The sequence below is a fragment of the Asanoa siamensis genome (genome assembly GCF_016862555.1).
Lineage (GTDB): Bacteria > Actinomycetota > Actinomycetes > Mycobacteriales > Micromonosporaceae > Asanoa > Asanoa siamensis.
Window position 1 is genome coordinate 1 of record NZ_BONE01000085.1, and the last position, 26,557, is coordinate 26,557.

At 72.6% G+C, this 26,557-nt stretch carries 22 protein-coding genes; 5 read left to right on the top strand and 17 right to left on the bottom strand.

The window, feature by feature from the left end; genetic code table 11:
• The 4 genes from Asi02nite_RS33995 to Asi02nite_RS34010 all read right to left on the bottom strand — a co-directional run.
• The coding region (locus Asi02nite_RS33995; RefSeq protein WP_203718127.1) for a DNA repair ATPase at nt 1-2,524 on the bottom strand (2,524 nt) is incomplete at its 3' end.
• The gene (locus tag Asi02nite_RS34000; RefSeq protein WP_203718128.1) at nt 2,517-4,541 is read right to left on the bottom strand and encodes a flotillin family protein; all 2,025 of its coding nucleotides are present in this window, start codon (nt 4,539-4,541) and stop codon (nt 2,517-2,519) included. The genes Asi02nite_RS33995 and Asi02nite_RS34000, both read right to left, overlap by 8 nt.
• Nucleotides 4,541-5,092, bottom strand: coding sequence for a hypothetical protein (locus Asi02nite_RS34005; protein WP_239127414.1), 552 nt, complete (start codon nt 5,090-5,092; stop codon nt 4,541-4,543). Before Asi02nite_RS34005 ends, Asi02nite_RS34000 begins: the two co-directional genes overlap by 1 nt.
• 213 nt (nt 5,093-5,305) lie before the next feature.
• Nucleotides 5,306-7,333, bottom strand: coding sequence for a glycerophosphodiester phosphodiesterase family protein (locus Asi02nite_RS34010; protein WP_239127415.1), 2,028 nt, complete (start codon nt 7,331-7,333; stop codon nt 5,306-5,308).
• Between the two features lie 218 nt (nt 7,334-7,551).
• On the opposite strand from Asi02nite_RS34010, the gene Asi02nite_RS34015 reads away from it, so the two are divergent.
• Nucleotides 7,552-9,060, top strand: a complete 1,509-nt coding sequence (locus Asi02nite_RS34015) for an amidohydrolase family protein (protein WP_203718131.1) — start codon at nt 7,552-7,554, stop codon at nt 9,058-9,060.
• Between the two features lie 4 nt (nt 9,061-9,064).
• Here Asi02nite_RS34015 and Asi02nite_RS34020 read toward each other — a convergent pair whose 3' ends face one another.
• Complete coding sequence (locus Asi02nite_RS34020; protein WP_203718132.1) at nt 9,065-9,685, bottom strand: L-threonylcarbamoyladenylate synthase; 621 nt, start codon at nt 9,683-9,685, stop codon at nt 9,065-9,067.
• 112 nt (nt 9,686-9,797) lie between these two features.
• On the opposite strand from Asi02nite_RS34020, the gene Asi02nite_RS34025 reads away from it, so the two are divergent.
• Nucleotides 9,798-10,292, top strand: coding sequence for a hypothetical protein (locus Asi02nite_RS34025; RefSeq protein WP_203718133.1), 495 nt, complete (start codon nt 9,798-9,800; stop codon nt 10,290-10,292).
• 22 nt (nt 10,293-10,314) lie between these two features.
• Here Asi02nite_RS34025 and Asi02nite_RS34030 read toward each other — a convergent pair whose 3' ends face one another.
• Genes Asi02nite_RS34030 through Asi02nite_RS34055 form a run of 6 tightly spaced genes read right to left on the bottom strand, consistent with a single transcriptional unit; the run spans nt 10,315 to nt 15,894 of the window.
• Entirely contained in the window at nt 10,315-11,874 is a 1,560-nt protein-coding gene (locus tag Asi02nite_RS34030; RefSeq protein ID WP_203718134.1) for a SpoIIE family protein phosphatase, read from the bottom strand.
• On the bottom strand, nt 11,861-13,201 hold the full coding sequence (locus Asi02nite_RS34035; protein ID WP_203718135.1) for a sensor histidine kinase: 1,341 nt from the start codon (nt 13,199-13,201) through the stop codon (nt 11,861-11,863). Before Asi02nite_RS34035 ends, Asi02nite_RS34030 begins: the two co-directional genes overlap by 14 nt.
• The gene (locus Asi02nite_RS34040; protein ID WP_203718136.1) at nt 13,201-14,220 is read right to left on the bottom strand and encodes a SpoIIE family protein phosphatase; all 1,020 of its coding nucleotides are present in this window, start codon (nt 14,218-14,220) and stop codon (nt 13,201-13,203) included. Before Asi02nite_RS34040 ends, Asi02nite_RS34035 begins: the two co-directional genes overlap by 1 nt.
• On the bottom strand, nt 14,208-14,627 hold the full coding sequence (locus tag Asi02nite_RS34045; RefSeq protein ID WP_203718137.1) for an ATP-binding protein: 420 nt from the start codon (nt 14,625-14,627) through the stop codon (nt 14,208-14,210). Before Asi02nite_RS34045 ends, Asi02nite_RS34040 begins: the two co-directional genes overlap by 13 nt.
• Nucleotides 14,624-15,043, bottom strand: a complete 420-nt coding sequence (locus Asi02nite_RS34050) for an STAS domain-containing protein (RefSeq protein WP_203718138.1) — start codon at nt 15,041-15,043, stop codon at nt 14,624-14,626. Before Asi02nite_RS34050 ends, Asi02nite_RS34045 begins: the two co-directional genes overlap by 4 nt.
• Complete coding sequence (locus Asi02nite_RS34055; protein ID WP_203718139.1) at nt 15,043-15,894, bottom strand: STAS domain-containing protein; 852 nt, start codon at nt 15,892-15,894, stop codon at nt 15,043-15,045. The genes Asi02nite_RS34050 and Asi02nite_RS34055 overlap by 1 nt, the downstream gene beginning before the upstream one ends.
• A 117-nt stretch (nt 15,895-16,011) precedes the next feature.
• Here Asi02nite_RS34055 and Asi02nite_RS34060 point away from each other — a divergent pair, with 117 nt between their 5' ends.
• Nucleotides 16,012-16,755: an ADP-ribosylglycohydrolase family protein gene (locus tag Asi02nite_RS34060; protein ID WP_203718140.1), complete on the top strand. Its 744-nt coding sequence runs from the start codon at nt 16,012-16,014 to the stop codon at nt 16,753-16,755.
• On the opposite strand, the gene Asi02nite_RS34065 is transcribed toward Asi02nite_RS34060, so the two are convergent.
• Together Asi02nite_RS34065 and Asi02nite_RS34070 are read right to left on the bottom strand one after the other, a co-directional pair.
• Nucleotides 16,752-17,897, bottom strand: a complete 1,146-nt coding sequence (locus Asi02nite_RS34065; protein WP_203718154.1) for an RNA polymerase sigma factor — start codon at nt 17,895-17,897, stop codon at nt 16,752-16,754. The two genes, Asi02nite_RS34060 and Asi02nite_RS34065, sit on opposite strands and share 4 nt — an antisense overlap.
• An 8-nt stretch (nt 17,898-17,905) precedes the next feature.
• Nucleotides 17,906-18,313 (bottom strand): YciI family protein, encoded by a 408-nt coding sequence (locus tag Asi02nite_RS34070; protein ID WP_203718141.1) that lies wholly within the window; start codon nt 18,311-18,313, stop codon nt 17,906-17,908.
• Nucleotides 18,314-18,404: 91 nt separating this feature from the next.
• Here Asi02nite_RS34070 and Asi02nite_RS34075 point away from each other — a divergent pair, with 91 nt between their 5' ends.
• Entirely contained in the window at nt 18,405-19,286 is an 882-nt protein-coding gene (locus Asi02nite_RS34075; protein WP_203718142.1) for an LLM class flavin-dependent oxidoreductase, read from the top strand.
• Here the strand turns inward: Asi02nite_RS34075 and Asi02nite_RS34080 are convergent.
• The 4 genes from Asi02nite_RS34080 to Asi02nite_RS34095 form a co-directional block, all read right to left on the bottom strand.
• Entirely contained in the window at nt 19,283-21,802 is a 2,520-nt protein-coding gene (locus tag Asi02nite_RS34080; RefSeq protein ID WP_203718143.1) for a DUF4062 domain-containing protein, read from the bottom strand. The two genes, Asi02nite_RS34075 and Asi02nite_RS34080, sit on opposite strands and share 4 nt — an antisense overlap.
• Before the next feature lie 56 nt (nt 21,803-21,858).
• Nucleotides 21,859-22,095 (bottom strand): S1 RNA-binding domain-containing protein, encoded by a 237-nt coding sequence (locus Asi02nite_RS34085; protein ID WP_203718144.1) that lies wholly within the window; start codon nt 22,093-22,095, stop codon nt 21,859-21,861.
• A 161-nt stretch (nt 22,096-22,256) separates the two neighbouring features.
• A complete protein-coding gene (locus Asi02nite_RS34090) occupies nt 22,257-23,681 on the bottom strand; it encodes a trypsin-like serine protease (protein ID WP_239127417.1) in 1,425 nt (474 codons plus the stop codon).
• A gap of 100 nt (nt 23,682-23,781) precedes the next feature.
• The gene (locus Asi02nite_RS34095; RefSeq protein ID WP_203718145.1) at nt 23,782-25,098 is read right to left on the bottom strand and encodes an FAD-binding oxidoreductase; all 1,317 of its coding nucleotides are present in this window, start codon (nt 25,096-25,098) and stop codon (nt 23,782-23,784) included.
• 47 nt (nt 25,099-25,145) lie between these two features.
• Here Asi02nite_RS34095 and pdxR point away from each other — a divergent pair, with 47 nt between their 5' ends.
• Nucleotides 25,146-26,552, top strand: a complete 1,407-nt coding sequence (gene pdxR, locus Asi02nite_RS42000; protein WP_239127418.1) for a MocR-like pyridoxine biosynthesis transcription factor PdxR — start codon at nt 25,146-25,148, stop codon at nt 26,550-26,552.
• Nucleotides 26,553-26,557 lie beyond the last annotated feature (5 nt).

The window sequence follows — 26,557 nt, forward strand, 5'->3', positions numbered from 1 at the left end:
GGCCGGCCTCCTGGCGGGCCGCCTTGACCCGGCCGTCGAGCTCCTCGCCGCGCACGGCGTCGCCGAGCGCCCGCAGCTCGTCGGCGACGGAGCGGAGCTTGGCCACCATCGGGTCGGCGGCGAAGTAGGTGTTGACGTCGTCGAGCGTGTCCATCGTGGACGCCCGACGGCGCACGCTGGTCAGGATCCGGTCGGCCGACTCGACCAGCCGGTCGGCCCGCCGCGAGCGGTCGTCGACCAGCGCCTGTTTGCGGGCCGAGAACGCCTCGTACACGTCGGTGCGCTTGGCCGACAGCTCGGTCAGGAAGTCGTCGAACTCGCCGTACCGCGACTCCAGGTTCTCGACCTGCAGCAGCAGCCGGCCGAGCTGGTCGTCGCATGCCTCGGGGGTGTCGGCCGCCGCCAGCGCGCCGGTCACCGCCTGGTTGAGCAGCGCGAACTCGGCCGCGAACCCGGCCCGGCCCTCGACGGCGGCCAGCTCGCGGCGGCGGGCGTCGAGGGTGGCCCGGGCGCGGTTGACGCCGCCCAGCACCTCGCCGATGCGTTCGAGGATCGCGGTGCGCACGGTCGCGTCGGCGATGTCGAGCGTGCCGACCACGTCGGTCACCAGCCGCAGCGCGTCGGCCTGTTCCGTGAGCTTGTCGCCGACCGGGCCCGCCGCAGCCACCGTGGGCACCTGGCCTCCCTCGGCGGCGAGCCGCTCGACCTGGTCGTGATAGGCCGTGAACGCGTCTTCCCGCGAGAGGAAGGCGACCGCGCGCCGGGCGGCCGCGTCGAGCTGGCCGGCCAGCTCCGTCGCCAGGGTGTCGATCCGGGCGAGGTCGACGTAGCGCAGCTCGCGCAGCGTCTCCAGATGCCCTTGCGCGCGGCGCAACTCGGCGAGCTGCTGGATCCAGCCGTCGGTGCCGGCGGGCACCTCGCCGTTGACCCGGCGCACCAGCGAGGCGATGTCGCTTGCGGCGGTGTCGAGCGCGGTCGCCGCGGCGGCGGTCAGCGCCTGCACCTTCTCGTACTCGTCGAGCACCTGCTCGGCGGTCGCGCGCACCTCGGCGAGCGGGGTGCGCAGGTCGCCCAGCTCCGCCTCGCCGAGCCAGTGATAGTGGTCGAAGACGCGGACGCAGGTGGCGATCAGGGCCTCGTACACCGGGATCGACGGGGTCATCTCGCCGACCATCCGGCTCACCGAGAGCGCGTCGGAGATGCCGCGGACGAGGTCGGCGTTGCCGATGCGGGCCAGCGCTCCGGTGCCGGCGGGTTGGCGCGCGGCGTACGCGTCGGACTGGAACGGGGTCTGCCACACCTGCATCGGGTGGACCCGGGTCGGTTCGTCGGAGGTGGCCCGGAAGATGACCAGCGTGCCGTCGTCGAAGAGCGAGTACCCGTGGCAGGAGAGCGGGTTGGCCACCTCCTTGCGGATCAGGTTGTACGGAAGCAGCAGGCTGCGTCCCTCGACGACCGCGTGGAAGACGAACAGGACGTCCTCGCCGTTGGGTGACCGGATCACTCGCTCGAAGACGAGGTCGGCGGTGTCGGTCTCGAACGTCTTCACCACGCCGGTCGTCAGGTAGAAACCGCCGGGGAAGACGATGCCGTGGTCCTCGGGCAGCCGCTGGCAGGCCTGGCCGATGCCGTCGAGCCGAACCACGCCCTTGGTGCGGGTGTTGAAGACCAGATGCCGCCAGGAGCTCTCCTTGTACGGGCGGACGCGCAGCAGGATGAGCGGGCCGACCCGGGCCCAGTGCACGTCGGCGTCGGCGAGGCTCTGCAAGGGCTGCTCGACGGGCTCGGAGTAGATGCCCTCGCCGGACTCGGTGTTGTCCTCCACCTTGAGGGTCAGGTCGCCGCCGACGGTCTCGACGAACACCTCGCCCGCGATGGAGATGTGCGGGTGCCGGCCCTGCACGTGGTCGTCGCGGGTCGTCTCGACCCACTCGAAGTCGTGGCTCGGCGGGAACACGTGGTCGCGCTCGCCGCGGTTGTCCACATAGGCGAGTGGCGTGGTCGTCCAGCGCAGCACCTTGACGTCCTCGGTGCGCGGGCCGGTCTGGAAGACCGCGAGCAGCTTGCCGTCGACCTCGCGCAGCGTGGCGAGGCGGGTGTCCTTGTAGTAGCGGTAGAGCTCGGCGAAGTCCCGCCGGAAGGTCTCGTCGTCGAGGAGGCCGGGCACCTCCTGCGGCGGCACGTCGTCGAAGCGGAACGCGTCGCCGTCGCGCAGGAAGCGGTGCAACGAGAACACGTCGCCGACCGTGGTCTCCGGCTTGAGGCCGAGGAACACGTTGTAGCCGAACAGCATCACGCCCGCGGCCGGCACGATGTCGCGCGGCACGCAGTTGTGCTCGGTGCGGACCCGGTCGGTGCCGACCAGGCGCAGCTCCGTGCTGCCGAACTCGGCCAGCCGCCGGGCGTTGAGCTCTTCGGCCCGGCGGGCCAGCTCGGCGGACCGCGCCACCAGCCGGTCGCGCAGCACCTCGTAGGTGCCGGCGTCCAGGCTGGTGGTCCGGGTTTCGGTGGTCGTCTCAGCCACGGGCGACCGGGTGCGGCTTGGCGTTGAGCGCGGACAGCGGCGCGTCGGCGACGCCCAGCTTCTCGGCCGCCGTCAGCAGCTCGCGCAGCTTGCCCGCATCGTCGCCGCCTGCCCGGATCTGCTGCAGCAGGAAGGCCGAGAGCGTGAGGTTGGTCAGGTCGGCCGTGTTCACCTTGCCGAGCAGCGTGCCGAGGTCGTCGGCGAAGCTGCTCTCACCGTTGAGCCAAGGGCCGGCCAGTGACGTGGCCACGGTCGAGTTGCCCACGAAGCCGTCGACGCTCTTGCCGACCGAGATCGCGCCGATCAGCCGGTCGAAGAAGATGCTGTCGCCGCCGACGATGTCGATGTCGGCCTTCTCCAGGCCCTTGCCGACGATCGTCGCCTGCGCCTCGGCCACCTGCCGCTGCACGTCGATGCCGGCGAGCCGGATCTCCTTCTCGGCCTCCAGCCGCAGCCGGTATTCCTCGTGCTCGCGGGTCGCGTCGTCGAGCGCGGCCATCGCGGCCGCCTTCTCGGTGAGGCCCTCGGCCTCGCCCTTCAGCTTTTCGCGCACGCCCTCGGCCGCGGCGATCGCCTTCTCCCGCTCGACCACGGCCTCGGCCCGGCCGACCTTCTCGATGGCCTCGGCGTCGCGCTCGCGCACCTGCACGTCGGCGAGACCGGCCGCGGCCGCCTCCGCCTGCGCGCCCTCGGCGAGCCGGATCTTCGCGCGGGTGTCGAGCTCGGCCGCCTGCTGCCGGGCCTCGGCCAGCACGAGCTGCTCGCGGGCCCGGTGCTTGGCGGCGGTCTCGGCGGCTTCGGCGGCCTTGATGTCGCGTACCAGATTCTCCTGGGCCTGCGCCTCGGCCTGGATGATGGTCGACTGGCGCAGCCGCTCGGCCTCCTCGACGACCCGGAGGCGCTTGATGTGCTCCTCCTGCTCGGCCACGGTCTTCTCGACCGCGATCCGCTCGCGGATCACCTCGGCGATCGCCCGCTTCTCGGCCTCGACCTCCTTGTCCTTGGCGATCGTCGACAGCTCGGTCTCCCGTTGCCGGCCGATCACCTCGAGCATGCGGTCCTTCTCGATCCGCTCGGTCTCGATCGCGATGACGCGTTCCCGGTTTTTCTCCGCGACCGCGATCTCCCGGGCCTGGTTCTCCTTCTGAACGCCGAGCTGCTCGTCGGTGCGCAGGTTGGCCGCGTTGTAGCGCAGCCGCTGCTCGGCCCGGACCAGCTCGGTCTCGGCCTCCTCGCGGGCCCGGATGGTGTCGATCTCGCGCTTCTGCTTGATCTCCGCGTCGGCCTGGCGGCGCTCCAGCTCGAGAATCGCTTCGCGCGCGTCCACGTTTTGGCGCGTGATCTCCTTCTCCTCGCTGCGCCGGAACTCGTTGGTACGCACGTGTTCGGCGGCGGTCAGCTCGGTGATCTTCCGGATGCCCTGCGCGTCGAGGATGTTGCGCGGGTCGAGCTGGTCCATCGGCGTCTGCTCCAGCACGTCGATGGCGGCGTCCTCGAGCGAGTATCCATTGAGGTCGGTGCCGATGACGGCGATGATGCGGTCGCGGAACTCGTCGCGCTTCGTGTAGAGGTCGACGAAGTCGAGTTGCTTGCCGACCGTCTTGAGGGCCTCGGAAAACTTGGCGCTGAACAGTTCCTGGAGCGTCGACTGGTCGCTCGCGCGCGCGGTGCCGATCGCCTGGGCCACCTTGACCACGTCTTCGGCGGTCTTGTTCACGCGTACGAAGAAGGCGATTTTGATGTCGGCCCGGATGTTGTCGCGGCAGATCAGCCCGTCGTTGCCGGACCGCTCGACGTCGATGGTCTTCACCGAGATGTCCATGACCTCGGCCTTGTGGAACACCGGCAGCACCACGGCGCCGGTGAACGTGACGTCGACCTTGCGGGTCTTCGAGACGATCAGCGCCTTGCCCTGCTCGACCTTCTTGAACAGCCGGCTGACCAGCAGCAGCACGCCCAGGAGCACGAGCAGGAGCACCAGGACGAGCACGAGGAACCCGAGCGAGATGACGTCCATCAACGGTCCTTCGATCGATCCGAGAGGTCGGCCGGCACGACCCAGAAGAACTCGCCGGCGTCGTCGTAGTCGTAGATGACCGCCCGGGTGCCCGCCGCGAACGCGTCGGCGCCGGTCTGGCGCACCTGCACGATGGCGGAGGACCCGTCGGCGGCGTGCACCTCGGCCTGCCCGAAGTCGATGGCGACCCGGCCGGTGCGGATCACGCACTCCCGCCCGACGAAGTCATGCCGCGACGCCTCGGGCGCGGTGGGGAAGAAGCGCTCGAGGGGGCGCCGCAGGAGGGTGGCGACGGCCCAGCCGATGCCGAGACTCGCCAGCAGGGTGAGGATCTCGAGCAGGGGATGGTCGCCGAGCAGGACGCTGCCGACCAGACTGGCGAACCAGGCGATCGCCACCACAATGGACAGCACGATGCTGGAGGGCGTGCCACCGAGCCCGATCCGTTCGAGCGCGCCGTCGAGCCACCCGTCGGCATCGGCATCCAGACCACCGGCGAGCACCAGGATCCAGTAACAGACGACAACGGCGAGCAGAACGGTGAATAACACAGCCGGAAACCCGAGCGCGGTGTCGATGAAGCCGCCCACCTGTCGATTCCACCCCCATGAATGTCCCCCAGGATGATGGCACGGCCGCACAACCATGGGTTCAGCCGATCGGCATCGGCTGACCGGCTGAAACGGTGAGATCACGACCTCGGCGGCCGAGGCCGGACATGGCGAAGCGCCCGCCGACCGTGGTCGACGGGCGCTTTGATGCCGTCAGCGCAGGCCGTTGCGGATCGCGACCTGGATCAGGAGGTTCGGGTTGTCCGTGATGATGCCGTCGACGCCCAGGTCGATGACCCGCTGCATGATGGCCGGGTCGTCCACCGTGTAGGGCACCACCTTGAGGTTGTCGCGGCGCTGGAGCACCGGGACGTCCGGGCCGTGGTAGTAGGTCGGGTCCTGGCGCAGGTACCAGTCGGCGTCGGCGACCGTGCCCTGGGTCGGGTCGTGGACCTGCCAGTTCGCCGAGACCGTGCCGGCGCCCGCCGCGCGAACCAGCTTGCCCAGGTCCCGGTGCTTCCACCAGTCCAGGCCGCCCGTCCACGGGCTCTTGACCGACTTGTCGCCGTACACGGCCTGGAGCGAGCACTCGTCCGCGAGCGTGGCGCACTCGGCCGGGCCGTACTGCCAGACCAGGGCGACCGTCTCGATCTTCCTGTTGAGCTCGCGCGCCCGGATGATCGTGCGCCAGTCGAACGACTGGATCGTCACCCGGTCCTCGAAGCGCGCCTTCTCGATCGCCTTGACCAGCTTGGCGGTGAACGGGCCGAAGGCCTCGGTGTCGTTCGCCGTCGGGCTGATCTTGGTCTCGATGTTCATCCGGACGTCGGGGCGGTCACTGCCCTTGACCAGCGAGAAGACCTCGTCGAGGGTGGGGATCCGGGCGCCCGGCGCCGGCACCTGGTTCGGCAGCTCCGGCAGCGTCTTCGTGCCACAGTCGATGGTCTTGATCTGCGCCAGCGTCAGGTCGTGGACGCGCTTGCCGACGTACGGGAACATCGGGTCCCGCGGCCGCACCGGTGCCGTGTCGATGCAGTGCGAGCCGTTGATCGTCCGGTCGTGGATCACGACCAGCTTGCCGTCCTTCGTGACGCCCGTGTCGAACTCGAGCGTCGAGATCGCGCGGTTCGACAGGGCACGAGCGAACGCCGGCAGGGTGTTCTCCGGCAGGTCGGCGCGGCCGCCGCGGTGGGCCTGCACGTCGAACGGCGACGCGTACGCCTTCGGCAGCTTGAACCGCATCTGGCCCAGCAGGGTGCGCAGCCGGTCCGGGTAGTCCGTGATCATGCCGTCGACGCCGTCGTTGATCAGCTTGGTCATCGTCGGCACGTCGTCGATCGTCCACGGCACGACCGTGATGCCGTTGCGGTGCGCGTGGTCGACCATCGCCTTGGTCACGTACGGCACGTAGTTGGCGTCGTTCACCGTGCCGTTCTGCGGCGTGCCGTGCACCGGCGAGAAGGTCTTCACGCCGAAGCTCTTGATCGCCTTGATCGGGTCGCCACCGAAGTCGTCGATGTCGATCCCGCCCAGCCACGGGGACGTGCCCGGCTTGCCGGTCTGCAGGAAGTCGATGTTGGTCAGGGCGACGATCGGCAGGCGCGGCTCGACCTGGCGCATGCGCATCAACGCGCCCCAGTCGAAGCTCTGGATCGTGACCTGCTTCAGCAGGCCGGCGTTGCGCACCTCACGGGCCGTGACCTGGACGAACTGCTCGCGCGGCGCGGTCTCGGTCGGCGCGCCGGCCTCGACCTTGGTCTCCACGTTGAGCATGACGTCGCGGGCCTGGTAGCGGTTGACCAGCGCGAAGACCTCGCTGAGCAGCGGCATCCTCGCACCGGGCACCGCGACCTGACCCGGTTTGTCGGCCAGCGTCAGGCTGCCGCAGTCGAGCGTGCGGACCTGGGCCAGCGACAGCGTGTTGACATACTTCCCGATGTACGGGAACTCCGGGTCACCCGGGAACGCCGGGGCGGTGTCCTTGCACTTCGCGCCGGTTGTCCGGCGGTCGTGGGTGACCACGGCCTGACCGTCCTCGGTGATCTGCACGTCGAGCTCCAGCGTGGACACGCCGAGCTGGAGCGCTTTGCCGAAGGACGCCAGCGTGTTCTCCACGCGCAGGCCGAGGCCGCCACGGTGGGCCTGCAGGTCCAAGGTCTTCGCGGGTTTCGCCGCCGCGGGCACGCCGGCGGTCAGGCCGGCCACCCCGCTCAGGGCGACGGTGGCGGCGAGCGCCGTCACGGCACGTCGTTGCCAGCGGGACATTCAGGTTCCTCCTGGGATCGGTTTTTCCCGCCGATCCTGCTGAGCCCGGAAAGCCCCGAGGCAAGGTGCGGGTGAACAGATGGAGATGCCGGTATGGCTTTCCCCACCCTCGATTGGCCTGCCTGCGGCAATGACCCGTTCCTGTGTGGCGGGAGATCGTGATGGCACGACCAACGAACCCGAAGGGGTACGCCATGAACATCTTTCGACGCGCGGTGCTCGCCGGTGCGGCCGGGCTGGCCGCGGGCGCGGCGGTCGGCCCGGGCGGGCGGGCCACCGCCGCTCCGCGTTCCGCCGCCGACGACGCCGTCACCGCCATCACCCACGTCACCGTCATCGACGCGACCGGGGCGCCCGCGAAGCGGGACATGACCGTGCTGCTGCGCGGCGACCGCATCATCGCGGTGGAGCCGAGCCGGGTCGCCGGTGCGGTGCCCGGCGCGCACGTCGTCGACGGCCGCGGCCGCTACCTGATCCCCGGCCTCGCGAACATGCACAACCACACGTTCGACGGCGCGGAGATCGAGGTGCCGCTGCACGTCGTCAACGGCGTCACCACGGTGCGGGACATGAGCGCCAACGAGGACACGAGCCGGTGGCGTCGCGAGATCGAGGCGGGCACGCGACTCGGTCCACGGTGGACGATCGGGAGCCCGATCGTCGACGGCGCGCCGTCGTTGTGGGAAGGGCTCGGCGCGCCGTACATCAGCGTCGCGACCGCGGCCGAGGCGCGCGCGACGGTGCGCGCGCAGAAGGACGCGGGCGCCGACTTCATCAAGGTCTACACTCGACTGTCCCGCGCGGCCTTCTTCGCCATCGCCGACGAGGCGCGGCGGCAGCGGATCCCGTTCCTCGGGCACCTGTCCGACTTCGTGCAGATGACCGAGGCGAGCGACGTCGGTCTCGCCAGCATCGAGCACCTCTTCCAGGTCTGGTACGACACGTCGAGCCGCGAGGAGTCACTGCGGCGCCTGGTCGCGTCGGTGCCGATCGCGGGTGGCGAGTACAACGGCTGGCTCAACAAGATGCACCCCTACGAGTACGCGGCCGCCCGCAGCTACGACCGGCGGAAGGCCACGGCCGTGTTCGCCCGGCTGGCCCGCAACGGCACGCGGGTGACGCCGACGCTCATGCTGCACACGTTCACCGACCGGCCGGGCGAGACGCCGATGAACGATCCGCGGTACGCGTACTTCCCGGCCGCCACGCGCGAGTTCTGGCATTACGCGCTCGACGCGATCTACTTGAACGGGCGTACGCCGGAGCAGGACGCCCGTGGTCGCGAGATCTACGAGCGGCGGCTGCGCCTCGTGCACGACCTGGACCGGGCCGGGGTGCCGCTGATGGCCGGCACCGACAACGGCACCGCCTTCCTGATGCCCGGCTTCAGCCTGCACGACGAGCTGGTCCGGCTCGCCCAGGCCGGGCTGTCGAACATGCGCGTGCTGCAGACCGCGACGCTGGAGCCGGCCCGTTATCTCGGTGTCCGCGACCGCGGCACGATCGCCCGGGGCAACGTCGCCGACCTGGTGCTGCTCGACGCCGACCCGCTGCGGGACATCCGCAACACGACCCGGATCCACTCGGTCGTGGTGCGCGGGTGCGTGCTCTCGCCGGCCGACCGGGCACGGATGCTGGCCGAGGTGAAGAAGGCGGCCGCCGCGGCGCCTGCGCTGCGGCGCACCGCCCGCTGCGCCTGCTGAGCGCCTATTCGAACCGGCTCGGGTCGCCGGTGCCGCGGCGGAGGACGACGGGCTCGTCGTCACTCCAGTCGACGACGGTGGTCGGCACGGTGCCGCAGTCGCCGGCGTCGACGACTCCGTCGATGACGTGGTCCAGCCGTTCCTTGATCTCCCAGCCCTGCGTCATCGGCTCGTCGTCGCCGGGCAGCAGCAGCGAGCTCGACACGAGCGGCTCGTCGAGGGCGGCGAGCAGGGCCTGGGTCACGACGTGGTCCGGGATGCGTACGCCGACGGTCTTCTTCCGGGGGTGCTGCCAGCGGCGCGGCACCTCCTTGGTGGCCGGGAGGATGAACGTGTAGCCACCGGGCGTCGCGGCCCGCACCGCCCGGAACCGCGCGTTGTTGATGTGCACGAACTGGCCGAGCTGGCTGAAGTCGCGGCAGACGAGGGTGAAATGGTGGTGCCCGTCGAGCTGCCGGACGCGCCGGATCCGCTCGACACCATCGGCGTTGCCGAGCCGGCACCCGAGTGCGTAGAGCGAGTCGGTGGGATACGCGATCAGCCCACCGCCGTTGACGAGATCGACCACCTGCCCGATCGCCCGCGGCGCGGGATTCTCCGGATGCACGTCGAAGTACCTCGCCACGTCCGGAGCCTAGTCTCCCCGCCGGGGTGACCAGGTCGGCGGCCCGCGAAGCTACGCCGCTTCGTGATCGGATCGCGACGCCACCATGGCCTTCGGGCGCGACCATTCCGGTATGGCCGCGGGGCGGATCGCGGGGGCGTGTGCGGCGGCGGTGCTGATCGCCGCTCTGAGCGCGTGCTGGCCTGTCAGGTTGGGCGTCACCGGCGTGTCGGTGGACGAACGCGGTCAACCGACGGCGGAGATCGTCTGGTGCGGCGACAACCGCCCCGAGGTCGTCGTGCTCTGGGCACTGACCGACGCCACGCTCTCGCGGACCGAACTCGACACGCACCTTCGCCACGCCACCGTGCCGAACGACGGCACCTGGCCCGCGACCGCACCGGTGGGCGAGCAGGTGGCGGAACTTGGCGCGTTGGGGCTGCCCTACCGGATGTACGGAGTCGACGAGGACAGTGCCTTCACGACGGAGGCCGTGCACTTCGATCTCTCGGAACTACCCGCGCTCCCGCCGGACACGATCCTGATCACCGAATGGCGCAACGACCGGTACGTCCAGCGCACCGTGACGCGCGCGGAGTTCGCCCGCCTGGCCGACGGTCTCTGCTGATCCCGCCGTGACGGGGTGACCGTCAGTGTCGCCGGAGGGCGACGATGGCGATGTCGTCGCCGACGTCCGTGGTGGTGAGGTCCGACAGGACGCGGTCCGCGTATGCCTCCAGGTCCGGTGGGACCTGCGCCGCCGAGGTCGCCAGGGCCGCCAGGCCCGAGTCGATGTCGGTCGTGCGGCGTTCGACCAGGCCGTCCGTGTAGAGCACCAGCGTGCCCCCGGGCGGCAGGTGCAGGTCCAGGTCGGCGGGGCGGGGGGCGTCGAGGCCGAGGAGCGGCGCGCGATGTTCCACATAGGACGCGCCCGCCGCCGTGACGAGCAGCGGTGGTGGGTGGCCCGCGTTGGCCAGGCGGATGGCGCCCGTGGCCGGGTCCAGCAGGAGCAGGCAGATCGTGGCCAGCTCGCCGGGGAGCAGCGCCCGCAGCAGCAGGTCGGCCTTCGCCAGCACCGCCCCAGGCGGGTGGCCCTCGACCGCGTACGCCCGGACCGCGTGCCGCAGCTCGGCCATGACCGTCGCCGCGTAGAGGGAGTGGCCCGTGACGTCGCCGATCGCCGCCAGCAGGCAGCCGTCGATCATCGTCAGCTCGTAGAAGTCGCCGCCCACCTCGGTCTGCGCGCTGGCCGGCACGTAGCGCACCGCGAGGTCGTAGCCCGGCACCCGCGGGATCCGTTGCGGCAGCAGGCTGCGTTGCAGCGTCAGCGCGATGCGGTGCTCCTCGTCGAACGTCCGCAGCGCCTCCACCGCCGACGCCACCGCCTGCACCAGCAGCCGCAGCACGTCGGCCAGTTCGCGCAGCGCGTCGTCCGGCACCGCCACGTGCACCGGCGGGCGGTCGTCGCGCAGCCGGGCCGTGCCGACCGCCACCGCGGCCGTCGGCCAGGTGAGCTGCGGCCAGTTCGTGGCCGCGTCGGTGCGGACCATGGCGCCCACCGGTACGACCAGCGCCGTGGCCGGCCATTCCCGGACCACCGGCGGCGCCACCGGGTCGGTCACCGCCGCGACCAGGCGGTCACCCGCCGAGCTGCCGGCCGTGACCGTGTCGGCGGCCACCACCGCGCCGCTGCCGAAGATCTCCGCCGCGCCCGCGGCCGCCGCCGTCAGCAACTGGGCGAGCGTACGCGCGGAGTTCACCGCGACCGTCGTCTCGGCCAGCCGCGTCAACCCCGCGGCCAGCGACTCCGCGTGCCGCCGCGCCCGGTAGTAGCGCAGCACCGCGTGGGCGGTCGCGACCAGCTCGTCGGGCTCGATCGGCTCGGCCAGGTACGCGTCGGCGCCGCGGGTCAGGCCCTGCGCCCGGTCGGCGACGTCGACCGCGTGCGCCGACACGTGGATCACCGGCGTGGCCGCCAGCGTCGGGTGCGACTTGATCTTTTCGGCGACCTCGAAGCCGCTCATGTCGCCCAGCCGCACGTCGAGCACGACCAGGTCGATGTCGCCGGCCGCGATCCGGTCCAGCGCCGCGGTGCCGCTGTCGGCCTCGACCACCCGCAGGCCGGCCCGGGTCAGCCAGCGGACCAGCAGGTAGCGCTTGGCGTCGCTGTCGTCGACGACGAGGACGGTCGTGGACTCAGGGTGTTCCATCGCCGCCTGCCGGCAACCGGACCGTGAACGTGCTGCCCGCGCCGGGCTCGCTCGCCACGGTGAGCGTGCCGCCGAGCAGCGTGACCAGGCGCCGGGCGTACGGGAGGCCGAGGCCGGTGCCGGGCGCGCCCGTGGGGGAGCGGCCGGGCACCTGGTAGAACTCCTCGAAGATCCGGTCGTGCAGCTCGGGCGCGATGCCGACGCCGGTGTCGGTGACCTGGATCAGCCAGTCCTCGTCGACCCGCGAGGCGGTCATCCGCACCTCGCCGTCGACCGTGAACTTCAGCCCGTTGTGCAGCAGGTTGCGCAGCACCTGCGCGAGCAGCACCTCGTCGGAGCGGATGGTCGCCGGCCCGGGGTCGACCACCACCAGCTCCACGGACGGCACCGCGAGCGCGCGCACCGTGCCGCGCAGCTGGCTGAACACCGCACCCAGGTCCACATCGGACCATTCCGGCTGGATCGTGCCGGACTCCGCCTTGGCCAGGTCGAGCAGGTCGTTGACCAGCCGCAGCAGGTCGGCGGCGGAGCCCCGGATCAGCCCGACCTGGCGGGACTGGTCCTCGGTCAGCGGGTCGGACTCCGGGTCGTCGAGCAGCCGGGCCAGCCCGATCACCGCCGTGACCGGCGCCCGCAGCTCGTGGCTGACGTTGGCCAGGAACCGGGTCTTGGCCTCGCTCGCCGCGCGGAGCTGCGCCGACCGCTCGTCCAGCTCGGCGTAGAGCGCCACCACGCCGCGGTTGGTCTCCTCCAGCTCGTCGGAGAGCTGGTTGTAGAGCGCCATCACGCCGCGGTTGGTCTCCTCGAGCTCGGCGTTGAGGCGGGCGAGCTCGTCGCGGTGGGCGCGGGTCTCCTCGAGCGCCGAGAGCAGCTGCTCGTTCTGCTCGGCCATCTCGTCGAGCGGCGTGCGTGGCGCCGAGGCGGCCAGCTCCGCACGGATGCGGTCGAGGCCGGCCTGGTCGAGCTGGGCCCCGACGGGGATCCGCCGGCTCATCCGCACCACCGTCGTCGTCGGTCCGTCGTCGATCGTGAGGCTGTCGACGAGCCGGCCGAGGCTGGGCAGTTGCTGCGCCTGGGTCGGGCCGATCGCGACGACCTCGACGTGAAGTGTCCCATCGTCGACGCCGAACCACACTTCGGCGCCGGTCGCCGGCGGCCCGCCGCGGTCCGTGAACAGCGTGCGGCCGACCTCGCTGAGCGCCGTCGCCAGCCGCACCTGGTCCTGCCGTTCGAGACCGACGGCGGCCGCGACCTCGCGGGCCCGCTGCCGGGCGACGAACACGTCGGACTCGGTACGCAGCACGAGCTGCAACAGGCGCGTGGTCATCAAGAGGTCCTCGCCACCAGCACACACGCGTCGTCCCGGCGCACCCCGGCGTCGCGCAGCAGGGTGGCCGCGACCAGTTGCGGCGACCGGCCACGCAGGCCGGGATAGTCGTCGAGGTTCCACCGGTCGACGACGCCGTCCGAGTGCATGATCAGCAGCGCGCCCGGTGCCGCGGGATACCCGTACTCGCGGACGGCCCGCCGCTGGTGACCGGTGATGCCGGGCAGGGAGACCAGCCCGCGCCGGGTGGTGTCGTCGACCAGGAAGCCGGAGATGTTGCCGAGGCCGGCGTACCGGATCTCGCCGTCGTCGAGCTGGGCGACCGCGACGGCCGCGCCCCGGGTGTGCCGCACGGAACGGTGGAGGTGTTCGACCACGGCGGCCGGCGGCCCCGGCGGCGCGGCGTGGAAGGCCTGCACCACCGCCCGCGTGGCCGCGGCCGCCAACGGACCGTGCCCGAGGCCGTCGGAGACCAGCACCTGCAGGCGGTCGCCGACGGTACGCACGACGTAGCCGTCGCCGCACACCTCCTCGCCGCTCATCGCCCGGCTGACCGCGGAGGCGGCGAACGGCTCCGGCGCGGGACCGGGCCAGACCTGCGCCACCGCCACCGTGCCGCGGCCCTCGACGGAGCTCATGTCGAGCCAGCCGGCCTGGCGGGCGATCGCGCCGAGCCCGATGCCGAGGGTGCCGGCGGTGGAGTGGCCGTCGCGGGCCGAGCGCGTCAGGTCGCTCATCCCGGGGCCGGCGTCGATCGCGACGAGCTCGACCCCGGCGGCCTCGCCGGAGCGCACCGGGCGCACCAGCAGGCGGCCCTCGTCGGCGTGCTTGACCAGGTTGCTGGCCAGCTCGGTGGCCACGATCGCGAGCCCGCCGACCTTCCCCTCGTCGAGCCCGACCTCCGCGCCGATCTCCTGCGCGGCCCGGCGCACGGCACTGACCGCGCCGGCCTCCTCGAGCCGGAACCAGAGTCCACCGTCGACGAGCCCGCTCGCGCGGGTCACCGCTACCGCGCCCATTTCGTGACGGTGATCCGGGTGCCCCGGCCCGCCGCGGTGTCGATGTCGAACTCGTCGACCAGCCGGCGCGCTCCGGACAGGCCGAGGCCGAGCCCGCCGCCGGTGGTGTAGCCGTCGGTGAGCGCCAGGTCGAGGTCCGCGATGCCCGGGCCGTCGTCGGCGAACACGATCCGGATGCCCTTGCGCCGGCCGCTGTCGACGACGGTCACCTCGGCGCCGCCGCCTCCGCCGTACACCAGGGTGTTGCGGGCCAGCTCGCTCGCGGCGGTGACCAGCTTGGTCTGGTCGACGAGCGAGAGCTTGGCGGCGACCGCGACCGTACGCACGAGCTGCCGCACCCGGACCACGTCCTCGTCGGCGGCGATCGTGACGAGCTGCGGCTCGCCGAGGCCGACGTCGGTGGTCACGACGTCGCCGGGCCGAAGCGGTCGAGGTCGAGGTCGATGCCCAGGTCGTCGGGGGTCTCGGGCTCGCGGGCCTGGGCCAGCAGCTCGATGCCCCGCTCGACGTTGAGCGCCGTGCGGATGCCGTCGAGCGAGAGACCCAGCTCCACCAGGGTGATCGCCACCGCCGGGCGCATGCCGACGACCACGGTCTCGGCGTCGAGCACGCGCGAGATCGAGGCGATCGACGAGAGCATCCGGCCGACGAACGAGTCGACGATGTCGAGTGCGGTGATGTCGATGATCACGCCGTGGCAGCCCGTCGCGACGATCCGCTCCGCCAGGTCCTCCTGGAGGGCGAGCGCGGTCTGGTCCTGCATGTCCACCTGGATGGAGACGAGCAGCAGATCACCGATCTTGAGGACCGGTACGCGATCCATCAGTTGCTCCTCGCCTTGCGGGTCGCCTCGATCAGCCGCAGCGCGTGGCGCAGCGCGTCGGCCAGCGTCGCCTTCGTGGCGATGTCACCGAACTCGATGCCGAGCGCGACGATGGTCTGGGCGATCTGCGGGCGGATGCCGGAGATGATGCACTCGGCACCCATCAGCCGGGCGGCGACCACGGTCTTGAGGATGTGCTGCGCGACCTGGGTGTCAACGGCGGGAACGCCGGTGATGTCGATGATGGCGTACGGCGAGCCGGTCTCGACCAGCGTCTCCAGCAGCCGTTCCATCACCACCTGGGCACGCGCCGAGTCGAGCGTGCCGACCAGCGGGATCGCGACCACGCCCTCCCACAGCTTGACCACCGGCGTCGCCAGCTCCAGGAGCTGCTCGGCCTGGTCGGCGATCAGACCTTCACGGGCCTTCGCGTACGTCTCGAAGGTGAACAGGCCCAGGTCGTCGATGACCTGGCCGACCGCCAGCAGGTCGGCCAGCACCTGGGCGTCGCCGCCGCGCACGTCGACCACGTCGAACAGCGCCTGCTTGAGCCCGAAGACGGTGACGGCGGTCTCGGAGGCGGTGAAGCCCTGCCGGGCCCGGCCGCGGGACAGCTCGACGAGCGTCGCGCGCAGGTCAGCGGACCTCTCGTCGGTGAGGTCGAACGCGCCGGCGCGCAGCGCCTCGACGATCGCGCGATGCAGGTCCTGCACCTGCCGCTGCAGCTCGGCCCTGGTCAGCCGACCGCGCAACGGCGCCGCGACCGCGTCGGTCCAGCTCGCCGTCAGCTTGTCGGCCTGGGTGTCGAGCAGCGCCGCGATGCGCTCGCCCTCGGCGGCCGTGAGTCCCATTCATACCCTCCCCGGTGACCAGGCCGGCCGGGTCGGGATGCGGCCAGCCGGCAGACCGTACCACCGTTCATCGAAACCATGCCTGGCAGCAACTATTTCGGGATCTAGGATGCCCTGATGTCATACCGATCACAGGTGCGGGGCTGTCTGATCGGCGGTGCGATCGGGGACGCATTGGGCAATCCGGTCGAATTCCCTTCCAGTCATCGGATAAGGGAACGATTCGGGCTCTACGGTGTGACCGACCTGCTCGGCGAGCCGGCGCTGATCACCGACGGCCGGGACCGCCGGCCGAGCTGCGGCGCCGTGATGCGCTCCGCGCCGTTCGGGTTCGATCCACGATGGACGATCGAGCGGGTGTTCGACGTGGCCGTGGCGTGCGCGGTGCAGACACACGGGCATCCGTCGGGCTACCTGGCGGCGGGTGCGTTCGCGGCCATCACGTACGCGTTGGTGGTCGACGGTCGTGACCTGCCCGAAGCGGTCGAGGTCGCGCTCGACCTGGTGGGACGACGGCCGGCGCACGGCGAGGTCACCGCCGCCCTGACGGCCGCGCTGGCGCTGGACAGGGCGGTCACGCCCGAGCGGGTCGAGACGCTCGGCGGCGGCTGGGTGGCCGAGGAGGCGCTGGCCATCGGCGTCTACGCGGCGCTCGCCCATCCGGACGACGTGCGGCGGGCGCTGCGCGCGGCGGTCAACCACTCGGGCGACAGCGACTCCACCGCGGCGATCGCCGGCCACCTGCTCGGCGCCTGGCATGGCGAGGAGGCCCTGCCGGCGGACTGGGTCGCCCGCGTCGAGCGGCGCGACGCGATCCTCGCGATGGGCGACGCGCTCGTGCGGGAGTTTTCGGGCGGTTAGGCGCGGAGGGTCGCGTTGAGGCGGGCGGCCTGGCGGGTGAGGTGGTCCCGCTCGGCCAGGTTGGGCGCCGACCGGGCGGCCTCCGCGTAGAGCCGGGCCGCCGTGGCGGGGTCGCCCGCGCGCTCGTGCAGGTAGGCCGCCGCCGCGGTGTGCCGGGGCAGCGCCGGGTCGAGCTTCGCCAGTGCCGCGAGGCCGGCCCGCGGGCCGTCGGCCTCACCGACCGCGACGGCGCGGTTGAGCCGGGCGACCGGGTTGTCGTTGAGCGCCAGCAACTCGTCGTACCACTCGACGATCTGCACCCAGTCGGTCTCCGCGGCCGCCTGCGCGTCGGCGTGCAGCGCGGCGATCGCGGCCTGAGCCTGGAACTCGCCCAGCCGGTCACGGGCGAGCGCCGCCTGCAGGATGTGCACGCCCTCGGCGATCGCCGCGGTGTCCCACAGGCCGCGGTCCTGCTCGGCCAGCGGGACGAGCGAGCCGTCGGCCCGGGTCCGGGCCGGGCGGCGGGCGTTGTGCAGCAGCATCAGCACGAGCAGCCCCGCGACCTCCTCGTGCGGGGTCATCGCCGCGAGCTGGCGGGTGAGCCGGATCGCCTCGGCGGCCAGGTCGACGTCGCCCGAGTAGCCCTCGTTGAAGACCAGGTAGAGCACCCGCAGCACGGTGCCGACGTCGCCGGGCTCGTTGAGCCGTACACCCGAGACCGTCTTCTTCGCCCGACTGATCCGCTGCGCCATGGTCGCCTCGGGTACGAGGTAGGCCTGCGCGATCTGCCGCGTGGTCAGGCCGCCGACCGCGCGCAGCGTCAGCGCGACGGCCGACGCCGGCGTCAGCGACGGGTGCGCGCAGAGGAAATAGAGCCGGAGCGTGTCGTCGGTCGCCTCGGCGGGGCCGGGCGCCGGCTCGCGCTCCACCTCGTCCTCGCGGCGCCGGCGGGAGGTGTCGGCCCGGGCGGCGTCGAGGAACTTCCGCCAGGCGACGGTGACCAACCAGCCCTTCGGGTCGCGGGGCGGCTCGTCGGGCCACACCCGGACCGCCTCGACCAGGGCGTCCTGGACGGCGTCCTCGGCCGCCGCGAAGTCAGCTCCGCGGCGGACGAGGACGCCGATCACCGTGGGGGTGAGGGACCGCAGCAGGGCCTCGTCCACGTCAGGGGTCACTCCGTGATGGTCGGGGGCGCGTGCAGGAAGGGGCGCAGCTCGAGCCACTCGTGGATCGGCTTGCCGCCGGCGCCCGGGGCCGCCGACAGCTCACCGGCGAGCTCGACCGCCCGCTCGTAGCTGTCGACGTCGATGACCATCCAGCCGGCGATCAGGTCCTTGGTCTCGGCGAACGGCCCGTCGGTGATCGGCGGCCGCCCCTCACCGTCGTACCGGACGAACGTGCCCTCGGGGGAGAGCGCCTGACCGTCCACGTACTCGCCGGTGCCCTCGAGCCGCTTGGCGAAGTCGTTCATGTATTTGATGTGCGCGGAGACCTCTTCGGGCGTCCACTGATCCATCGGCACGTCATTGACCGCCGCGGGGTTGCCCCGGTAGTGCTTGAGCAGCAGGTACTTGGCCATCATGTTCTCCTTCGTGCGGTACGTCCCATTGTCGTGGTGCTTACTTCGGGGACGGAGCCGCCTCCGGGTTCTCGACATTACCGTGGGGAGCGTGCCTGATTTTGGTCGTGAGCTGACGTTCGGATACTTCCTCGTGCCCAACGCCGCCGACCCGTTGCTCGCCACGGCGCGAGAGGTCGAGGAGCGCGGGCTCGACTGGGTCGGGGTGCAGGACCATCCCTACCAGCGCCGGTACGTCGACACGTTCGTGCTGTTGAGCGCCATCGCCGCCGGCACCAGCCGGGTGGGTGTGTTCCCCGACGTGGCCAACCTGCCGTTGCGCCCGCCGGCCGTCCTGGCCAAGGCCGCGGCCAGCATCGACGTGCTCAGCGGCGGCCGGTTCGAGCTCGGGCTGGGCGCCGGGTCCTTCTGGGACGCGATCGAGGCGTACGGCGGCCCGCGCCGGTCGCCGGGGGAGTCGCTGGACGCGCTCCGCGAGGCGATGGCCGTCATCCGCCTCGTTTGGAGCGGTCAGCGCAACCTGCGCTTCGACGGCCGGCACTACCGGCTGGCCGGCGCGCACTCCGGCCCGCTGCCGGCGCACGACATCGGGATCTGGCTCGGCGTCTACGGTCCCAGGGCGCTGGCTCTCGCCGGCCGGCTCGCCGACGGCTGGGTGCCGTCCCTGCGCGGCGAGATCACCCCGCTCGCCGAGGCGTCGGACCGCCTCGACGAGGCGGCGTCCACCGCCGGCCGGAACCCGGCCGACATCCGCCGGGTGCTCAACGTCAACGGCCGCATCACCGACGGCCCGACCGGCGGCCTGCTGAACGGACCCGTCGACCAGTGGGTGGACGAGCTCACCGACCTGGCGGTCGGCTACGGCTTCGACACGTTCCTGTTCTGGGGCGACGGCCCGGACCAGCTGCCCCGGTTCGCAGAGGAGGTCGTGCCGGCCGTCCGTCGCCAGGTGACCGGCGAGCGCGGCCGTTAGGGCCCGGCCGCGGCGGCAAGCGCGGCCTCGATGGACAGGGCCCGACCGTCGTCGACGGCCCCGGCGAACTCGGCGGCGGGCAGACCGGCCCGCACCCGCTCGACCGTCCGGCGTTCCAACTCGGTCACCGACGGCCAGGGAACGAGACCGATCGCCGCGCGGCCCGCGTCGGTGGCGCCCGCCATCCTGGCGGCGAGGCGGAGGTCGCCCCGGCGGAGCGCGGCCGCGCCGAGCGCGCCCAGACACCGGGTCAGGCCGTCGATGTGGGCGATCTCGCGGTAGCCGGCGATCGCGGTGTCCAGATAGGAGTCCGCGGGCCCCGCGCCGGCCAGCGCGTCCATGGCCAGGTCGTAGTGGACCTCGGCGTGCAGGTTGCGGTCGCCCAGCGCGCGGGCGATCTCCAGCGCCTCGTGGTGGCACTGCGCCGCCTCCGCCGGTCGGCCGTCGAGCGTCAGCAGCAGGCCGTAGTGGGACCGGACGTAGCCGGACACCAGGGCGTCCGCCGCCAGCGCCAGCGCGTCCGTGAACTCCGCGTGCGCCGGACCGTCCACCGTGTACGGCCGGACGATCGCGCGGGCCGAGACCAGCAGCGCGAGCCGGGCCGGTGGCTCCACCCGCCGCGCGGCCGGCAGCGTCTGGTCGAGCAGCGTCCCGGCCGCGGCGAAGGCGCCGTCGTTGAGCAGCCGGCTGGCCGTCAGCCAGCGCAGCGCCAGCCGGTCGCGCTCGGTACGCAGGCCGGCCGCGGGCAGCGCCTCGATCCGTTGCCAGAGCGCGGAGCGCTGCCGCAGGTGGCCGCGGGCCAGCATCCACACCCACACGTCGCCGATCGCGTGCAGCAGCGGGCCGGACGGCTGCCCGGTGCGGCCGGCCCAGTCCAGCACGACCTCGAGGTTGGGTCGTTCGCTGTCGAGCCGGCGCAACCCGAGATCCCCGGAGCCGAGGCCGGTCGACGCCGCTTCGAGGACGTCGAGGATCCGCCGGTGCAGCCGGCCGAGCGTGTCGTCGGCCGGGTCGTGGCGGCTGGCGGCGTACCGGCGGATCGGTTCCGGGAGCGCGAAACCGTGCTGCCCGTCCGGGCGCTCGGCCACGTTCACCAGGCTGCCGTCCAGCAGCCGGGACAGGTCGTCGATCACGTCGGTGGCGTCGCCGCCGCAGACCGCGACGACGTCGTCGACCGTGAACGGTGCCGCGAACACCGACAGCCGCGCGAACAGCTCCCGGGCCGACGCGGGCAGCAGGTCGTAGCTCCAGGCGACCGTGTTGGCCAGGGTCTGCTGGCGATCCGGGAGGTCAGCGAAGGCGCCGGGTCGATCGAGCCGCTCGTAGAGCCGCTCGATCATCTGGTCGGGTGTGAGCACCCGCATCCAGGCGGCCGCGAGCTCCAGGGCCAGCGGCAGGCCGCCCAGCCGGCGGCACAGCTCGGCCAGCGCCGGCGCGTTCTCCTCGGTCAGCGCGAACCCGGGCCGGACGTCGCGGACGCGCTCGACCAGCAGTCGCAGCGCGGGCGCCCGGGCCAGCTCCGCGGCGGTCGCGCCGACGGGCGGCACGGCCAGCGCCTCGACCCGCAACTCCCGCTCGCCGCGCACCCGCAGCGCCGTCCGGCTGGTGACCAGGACGCGCAGCCGCGGCGCCCGGCGGATCAGGTCGGCCAGCACCGGTGCCGCCGCGGCGACGTGCTCGAAGTTGTCGACGACGAGCAGCATGTCCCGCGTGGCCAGCGCGCGGTGCAGCGCGTCCAGCGGTCCCTCGTTGCCCTGCCCCACCACGCCGAGGGCGGCCGCGAGCGCGTCGGGCACGAGCGCGGCGGCCGTGACCGGCGCGAGGTCGACGAACGCGACGCCGTCGGGCCAGGCGGCCGCGCCCCGTGCCATGGCGGCCAGGGCCAGGCTCGTCTTGCCGATCCCGCCGGCGCCGGTCAGCACGACGAGCCGGCGGTCCCGCAGGTCGGCCAGGATCCGCGCGATGTCGTCGTCGCGGCCGAGCAGCGCGGTGGCCGGTGCCGGCGGCGTCGCCACCCGCGGGCCGCGCTGGTCGAACCGCTCCGCGAGCACCGTCGCGAGGTCGGTCAGGATCAGCTCGCGCAGCTCGGCGGCGTCGGAGAAGCGCTTGTAGGCGGCCTGTCCGTCCGCCTTGATCCCGTCGAGCATCCGGGCCAACGCCGGCTCCCGGTCGGGCGCGGGCGACCTGACGTACAGGAGGCGTGGCATCCCCGTCGCCAGCTCGAACTCGTCCTCGAGCCCCGAGCGGGTCATGCCCGGCCCGACCCATCCGTAGCTCTCCGCGTAGATGCCGAGGAAGATGTCGGACTGCGCCAGATAGGCGCGATAGACCGCCTGTGCGGGATGCGGCCGCGCACCGGACTCGAACATCACCGGAAACAGCCGCAACTGCTCGATCGCGGCCCGGGCGGCGTCGCGCTCGGCAGCCAGTTCCATCAGGGTCGAGGACACGAACACCCGTAGGCGATGGTCCGGCGTCCTGATGGCGGCCGGCCGGTGCGCTCCGCTGTCAGCCATCCCTCCCCACGCTAACGCCGGGATCCGGGGGCGGGCCCACCCCCGGAGACCGTCAGCTAGGCGGGGTGCACGGCGAAGCGCCGGGCTTCCGCGTCGATGGCGGCGATGCGGACCGGGACGACCGTGCCCTCCTCGAGCGGGGTCGGCCATTCGCGCGCGGGCGCGAAGCCGTCGACCTCGCCGATGCGGACGAACGCGCCGAACGGCACGACGCTCACGACGTCACCGTGGACGACCGAGCCGACCGTGAAACGGGCCGCGAACGCGGACCAGGCCTCGTCTGGGACTGGCATGTCAGAAATTCACCTCCTCTCGACGACATGCGTGGCATGGCGGAGCGGAGGTGCCGGCGGGCCGCGGGCCCGCGTGGTGGTCAAGAGATGGCCGGGTAACCGTTCGACGAAAGGCCCATCGCAAGGGCCGACCCGGCAGTCACCCGGCCATCATAGGTGCGTCAGAGCGTCAGCGTCCACGAGTTGAGGTAGCCGGTGTCGGCGGAGGCCGCGTCGCGTACCCGCAGCTTCCAGGCGCCGTTGCGGGCCTCGCTCGACAGGTTGACCGTGTAGGTCTGGTCGAGGTTGTCGGCGCTGCCGCCGCTGCGGTTGTGCAGCGTGTAGAGGCTGCCGTCCGGTGCCACGAGCGTCACGACCAGATCACCACGGTACGTGTGCACGATGTGCACCTCGACCGACGAGGTGGTGGACGCGTTGCCGGCGCAGCCCGACACGGTGATGGTGCTCTCCACGGTGGACACGTCGGGGATCGTCAGGTCGGTCCCGTTGGTGTTGGCGCCGCAGCCGCCGACCGGGTTGACGGTCCAGGTGTACGAGGTGCTGCCGGAGCCGCCGGCCGAGGCGGTCGCCGTCACCGTGGTGGTGTACGAGCCGGCCGTGGTCGGGGTGCCGGTCACCGTCCCGGTGGACGACGAGATCGACAGGCCCGGCGGCAGCCCGGTCGCCGACCAGGTGTACGGCGCGGTGCCGCCGGAGGCGGTGTGCGTGGCGGAGACCGCGGTGCCGACGGTGGAGGTGCGGTTGCCCGGGTTGCCGACGGCGACACCGCCGCCGGGCGGGCCCCCGCCCAGCGAGATCGCGGCCGAGAGGATGTCGGCGGCGAAGTAGCGCACCTCGGTGTAGACGCCCGGCGCGTTGGGCTGGGCGCACCCGATGCCCCACGAGGTGATGCCCACCTGGACCCACTCGTTGGCCGCGTTGCGCTTGAACATCGGGCCGCCGGAGTCGCCCTGGCAGGTGTCGATGCCGCCGCCGGGCAGGATGCCGGCGCAGATCTCCTCGTTCGGGATCAGGCCCGAGTAGCTGCCGCCCTGCGCGGCGCAGGTGCTGTCGCTGATGAACGGCACCGTCGCCTTGCGCAGGTAGCGGGACTGGCCGCCGCCCTGCGTGGTGGCGCCCCAGCCGGCCACCGTGAACGACCCGTTGTGCAGCGAGGTGTCCGTGGCGATCTTCAGCAGCGGGCTGTTGATCGGGCTCGACAGCCGGATCAGCGCCCAGTCCTTGCCGTCACCGGTGTAGCCGGGCGCCCGGTAGACGTAGTTGGACTGGCGGGTCGTCCGGGTCGGGTCCTGCAGGTCGACGACGCCCCACGTCGCCGTGATCGACGTGTTGTTGCCGGTGCCGCCGACGCAGTGCGCGGCGGTGAGCACCAGGCTCGGCGTGTACATCGCGCCGCCGCAGCCCATCGAGAGCCGCACCATCCACGGGAACTCGCCGGCGCCGGCCAGCGTGCCGCCGACGACCTGGTCGGGACCGCTGGGCACGGGCTCGGGTGCGGCGCTGGCCGGGCCGGCGAGCGCCCCGCCGCTCGCCGCCAGCGCCGCCGCGGTGACGGCGCAGAGCAGGATCCGTCGTAGTCGGGTCAAAGCGTCCTCCCCCTCGAACCTTGTGGGTTTCGGGGAATTTAACGCCTTCGATTGATTGGCTCGTCATACCGAAAACACAGGGGGTCGCGCGTGATGGGGCTCAGTTCGGGCTGATGTTCTGGTTGAGGTGGAAGACGTTCGCCGGATCCCAGGCGCGCTTCAGCTCGGCCAGCCGGGCCAGCTTCGCCGCCCCGAAGGCCCGCCGGACGCCGGCGGCACCCTCGTCGCTGATGGTGTTGAGATACACCCCGCTGGAGTACGGCGTCAGCGGCGCGGCGGCGGACCGGGCGGCCGCCATCCGCTCGGCATCCTGCGCCGGGTCGCTCCACCGGGCGGCGGCGACGAGTTCGAAGAGCGTGCCCCGCTGGCCGTACGCGGCGTCGTCGTCGGACACGTCCGCGATGGCGCCGCCGTAGGCCTGCAGCGACATCGCCGGCCGCAGCGCGGGATCGCCGTCGCCGCGCGCGACGATCGCGGCGGCCGCCTCGACCGGGAAGCGGTCGAGGTAGAGACCCTTCCAGTAGCGGCGGAAGTGGTGCCCGCCGGTGCTGTCCTCGATCGTCTGCAGCTCCAGATAGGACAGTTCGCGGACGCTCTCCCGGCGGGCGCGGCCCAGGCCCGCGACGTCGGCGGTGAGCGTCCGGCCCCGGGCCGGGTCGCCGCCGACCCAGACGAACCCGACGTCGACGCCGTCCGCGCTGGACGTGGCGGTGAAGGTGGCCTCCCGCGGCGCCGCCGCGCTCAGCTCGCGCCAACCCTCCAGCACCTCGACGGCGCCGGCCGGGTCGAAGGTCCAGTTGGCCAGCAGCGCCCGGGTGCCCACCTCGTGGAGGCGGAACTCGAACATCGTGACGATGCCGAAGTTGCCGCCACCACCGCGCAGGCCCCAGAACAGGTCCGGGTGCTCGGTGGGCGACGCGGTGACCACGGCCCCGTCGGCGGTTACCACCTCGTACGACAGGACGTTGTCGCAGGACAGCCCGTACTGGCGGGCCAACCAGCCCATCCCGCCGCCGAGGGTGAGGCCGCCGACGCCCGTGTGCGAGACGTTGCCGGCCGTGGTGGCCAGCCCATGCTCCTGCGCCGCCCGGTCGAGCGCGCCGAGCAGCGCGCCGCCCTGGACCCGGGCCCGCCGGGTGCGCGGGTCGACGGTCACACCGCCCATCGGGGTCAGATCGATCATCAACCCGTCAGCGGGTACGGCGAGGCCGAGCACGCTGTGGCCGCCACAGCGCACGCCGATCTCGAGGTCGTGCTCGCGGGCGTAGCGGACCGCGTTGACCACGTCGGTGACCGTGCCGCAGCGCACGATCAGCCGGGGCCGGCGGTCGACCATCGCGTTCCAGACGGAGCGGGCGTCGTCGTAGCCGGTGTCGGTGGGGGAGAGGACCTGGCCGGTGAGGGATGTCGTCGTCATGTCACCAACGGTGCCAAGAATCGGTACAGCCAATAAGCTCCGATTCCATGGTGGAATCCTGGACCAATTCGAGCGCCGCCACCGACCTGATGATCCCGCTCGACCGGGCCGCACCCGTCGCGCTGCACCGCCAGATCGAGTCCGCCATCCGCGACCGGATCCGCACCGGCCGGCTGCCGCTGGGCGCCTCGCTGCCGCCCACCCGCACGCTCGCCGCGGACCTGGGCGTGTCCCGCGGCATCGTCGTGGAGGCCTACCAGCAGCTCGTCGCCGAGGGTTACCTGAGCAGCCGGCCGGGCGGCTACACGCGGGTTGCGGCCGGCCCGGGGGTGGCGGCGGCACCGGTCGCGCCGGCGGGTCCGCCCAGACCGGTCCGGATCGACTTCGGGTACGGGCGGGCCGACGTCCAGCACTTCCCCCGGGCGGCCTGGCTGCGGTCGCTGCGCCGGGTGCTCACCACGGCGCCCAACGACCGGCTCGGCTACTCGCCCGGCCGCGGCCTGCCCGAGCTCCGGCTGGCGCTCGCGGACTATCTCAACCGGGTCCGCGGCACGCTGGCCACGCCCGACACGACCGTCGTCACCAACGGTTTCGCGCAGGGCATCGCGCTGGTCCTCCAGGTGCTCGCCGCGCGCGGTGCCCGCCGGATCGCGGTCGAGGACCCGTCACCCGACGACGACGCCCGGCTGCACGCCCGCGCCGCCGGCCTCGAGGTGGTCGGCGTGCCGGTCGACGCCGACGGGGTCGACGTGCGCGCGCTGGCCGAGGTGCGCGCCGACGCGCTGGTGCTGACGCCGTCGCACCAGTGGCCGACCGGCGGCGTGCTGCCGGCCGCCGCCCGGGCCGCGGTGCTGCGCTGGGCGACCGACAACGACGCCGTCGTGGTCGAGGACGACTACGACGCCGAGTACCGCTACGACCGGTCGCCGGTCGGCGCGCTGCAGGGCCTCGACCCCGACCGCGTGGTCTACGCCGGCACGGCCAGCAAGACACTCGCGCCGGGGCTGCGGATCGGCTGGCTGGTGGCGCCGCCCGCGCTGGCCGACGCGATCGCGACGGCCAAGATCACCGCGGACCGCGGCTCGTCCGCGTTCGACCAGCTCGCCTTCGCCGACTTCCTGGCGCGCGGCGAGTTCGACCGGCACCTGCGCCGGATGCGGCCGATCTACCGGCGCCGCCGCGACGCGATGTTGGCCGCACTGGCCACGCACCTACCCGCCGTCCGCCCCGCCGGCGTGGCGGCCGGTCTGCACCTGGTCGCCTGGCTCCCGCCGCACCTGGACGAGGAGACCGTCGTCGCCGCCGGACTCGAGCGCGGCGTCGGCGTCCACGGCGTCGGCCCGTACCGGCTCGCGCCCGGGCCGCCCGGCCTCATCTTCGGCTACGCCACCCTCGACCCGCCGGCCATCGACGAGGGGCTCGCCCTGCTCGCCGCCGCCCTGCGCCGGGACTAGCGCGG

What these genes read in the sequence shown, in the direction of transcription:
- Asi02nite_RS34050 (WP_203718138.1), bottom strand. Translation starts at nt 15,043, where the DNA reads ATGGATCGCGTACCGGTCCTCAAGATCGGTGATCTGCTGCTCGTCTCC.
- pdxR (WP_239127418.1), top strand. Translation starts at nt 25,146, where the DNA reads ATGGTGGAATCCTGGACCAATTCGAGCGCCGCCACCGACCTGATGATC.
- Asi02nite_RS34030 (WP_203718134.1), bottom strand. Translation starts at nt 11,874, where the DNA reads ATGGAACACCCTGAGTCCACGACCGTCCTCGTCGTCGACGACAGCGAC.
- Asi02nite_RS34040 (WP_203718136.1), bottom strand. Translation starts at nt 14,220, where the DNA reads ATGGGCGCGGTAGCGGTGACCCGCGCGAGCGGGCTCGTCGACGGTGGA.
- Asi02nite_RS34055 (WP_203718139.1), bottom strand. Translation starts at nt 15,894, where the DNA reads ATGGGACTCACGGCCGCCGAGGGCGAGCGCATCGCGGCGCTGCTCGAC.
- Asi02nite_RS34085 (WP_203718144.1), bottom strand. Translation starts at nt 22,095, where the DNA reads ATGCCAGTCCCAGACGAGGCCTGGTCCGCGTTCGCGGCCCGTTTCACG.
- Asi02nite_RS34025 (WP_203718133.1), top strand. Translation starts at nt 9,798, where the DNA reads ATGGCCGCGGGGCGGATCGCGGGGGCGTGTGCGGCGGCGGTGCTGATC.
- Asi02nite_RS34095 (WP_203718145.1), bottom strand. Translation starts at nt 25,098, where the DNA reads ATGACGACGACATCCCTCACCGGCCAGGTCCTCTCCCCCACCGACACC.
- Asi02nite_RS34060 (WP_203718140.1), top strand. Translation starts at nt 16,012, where the DNA reads ATGTCATACCGATCACAGGTGCGGGGCTGTCTGATCGGCGGTGCGATC.
- Asi02nite_RS34000 (WP_203718128.1), bottom strand. Translation starts at nt 4,541, where the DNA reads ATGGACGTCATCTCGCTCGGGTTCCTCGTGCTCGTCCTGGTGCTCCTG.
- Asi02nite_RS34070 (WP_203718141.1), bottom strand. Translation starts at nt 18,313, where the DNA reads ATGGCCAAGTACCTGCTGCTCAAGCACTACCGGGGCAACCCCGCGGCG.
- Asi02nite_RS34015 (WP_203718131.1), top strand. Translation starts at nt 7,552, where the DNA reads ATGAACATCTTTCGACGCGCGGTGCTCGCCGGTGCGGCCGGGCTGGCC.
- Asi02nite_RS34035 (WP_203718135.1), bottom strand. Translation starts at nt 13,201, where the DNA reads ATGACCACGCGCCTGTTGCAGCTCGTGCTGCGTACCGAGTCCGACGTG.
- Asi02nite_RS34080 (WP_203718143.1), bottom strand. Translation starts at nt 21,802, where the DNA reads ATGGCTGACAGCGGAGCGCACCGGCCGGCCGCCATCAGGACGCCGGAC.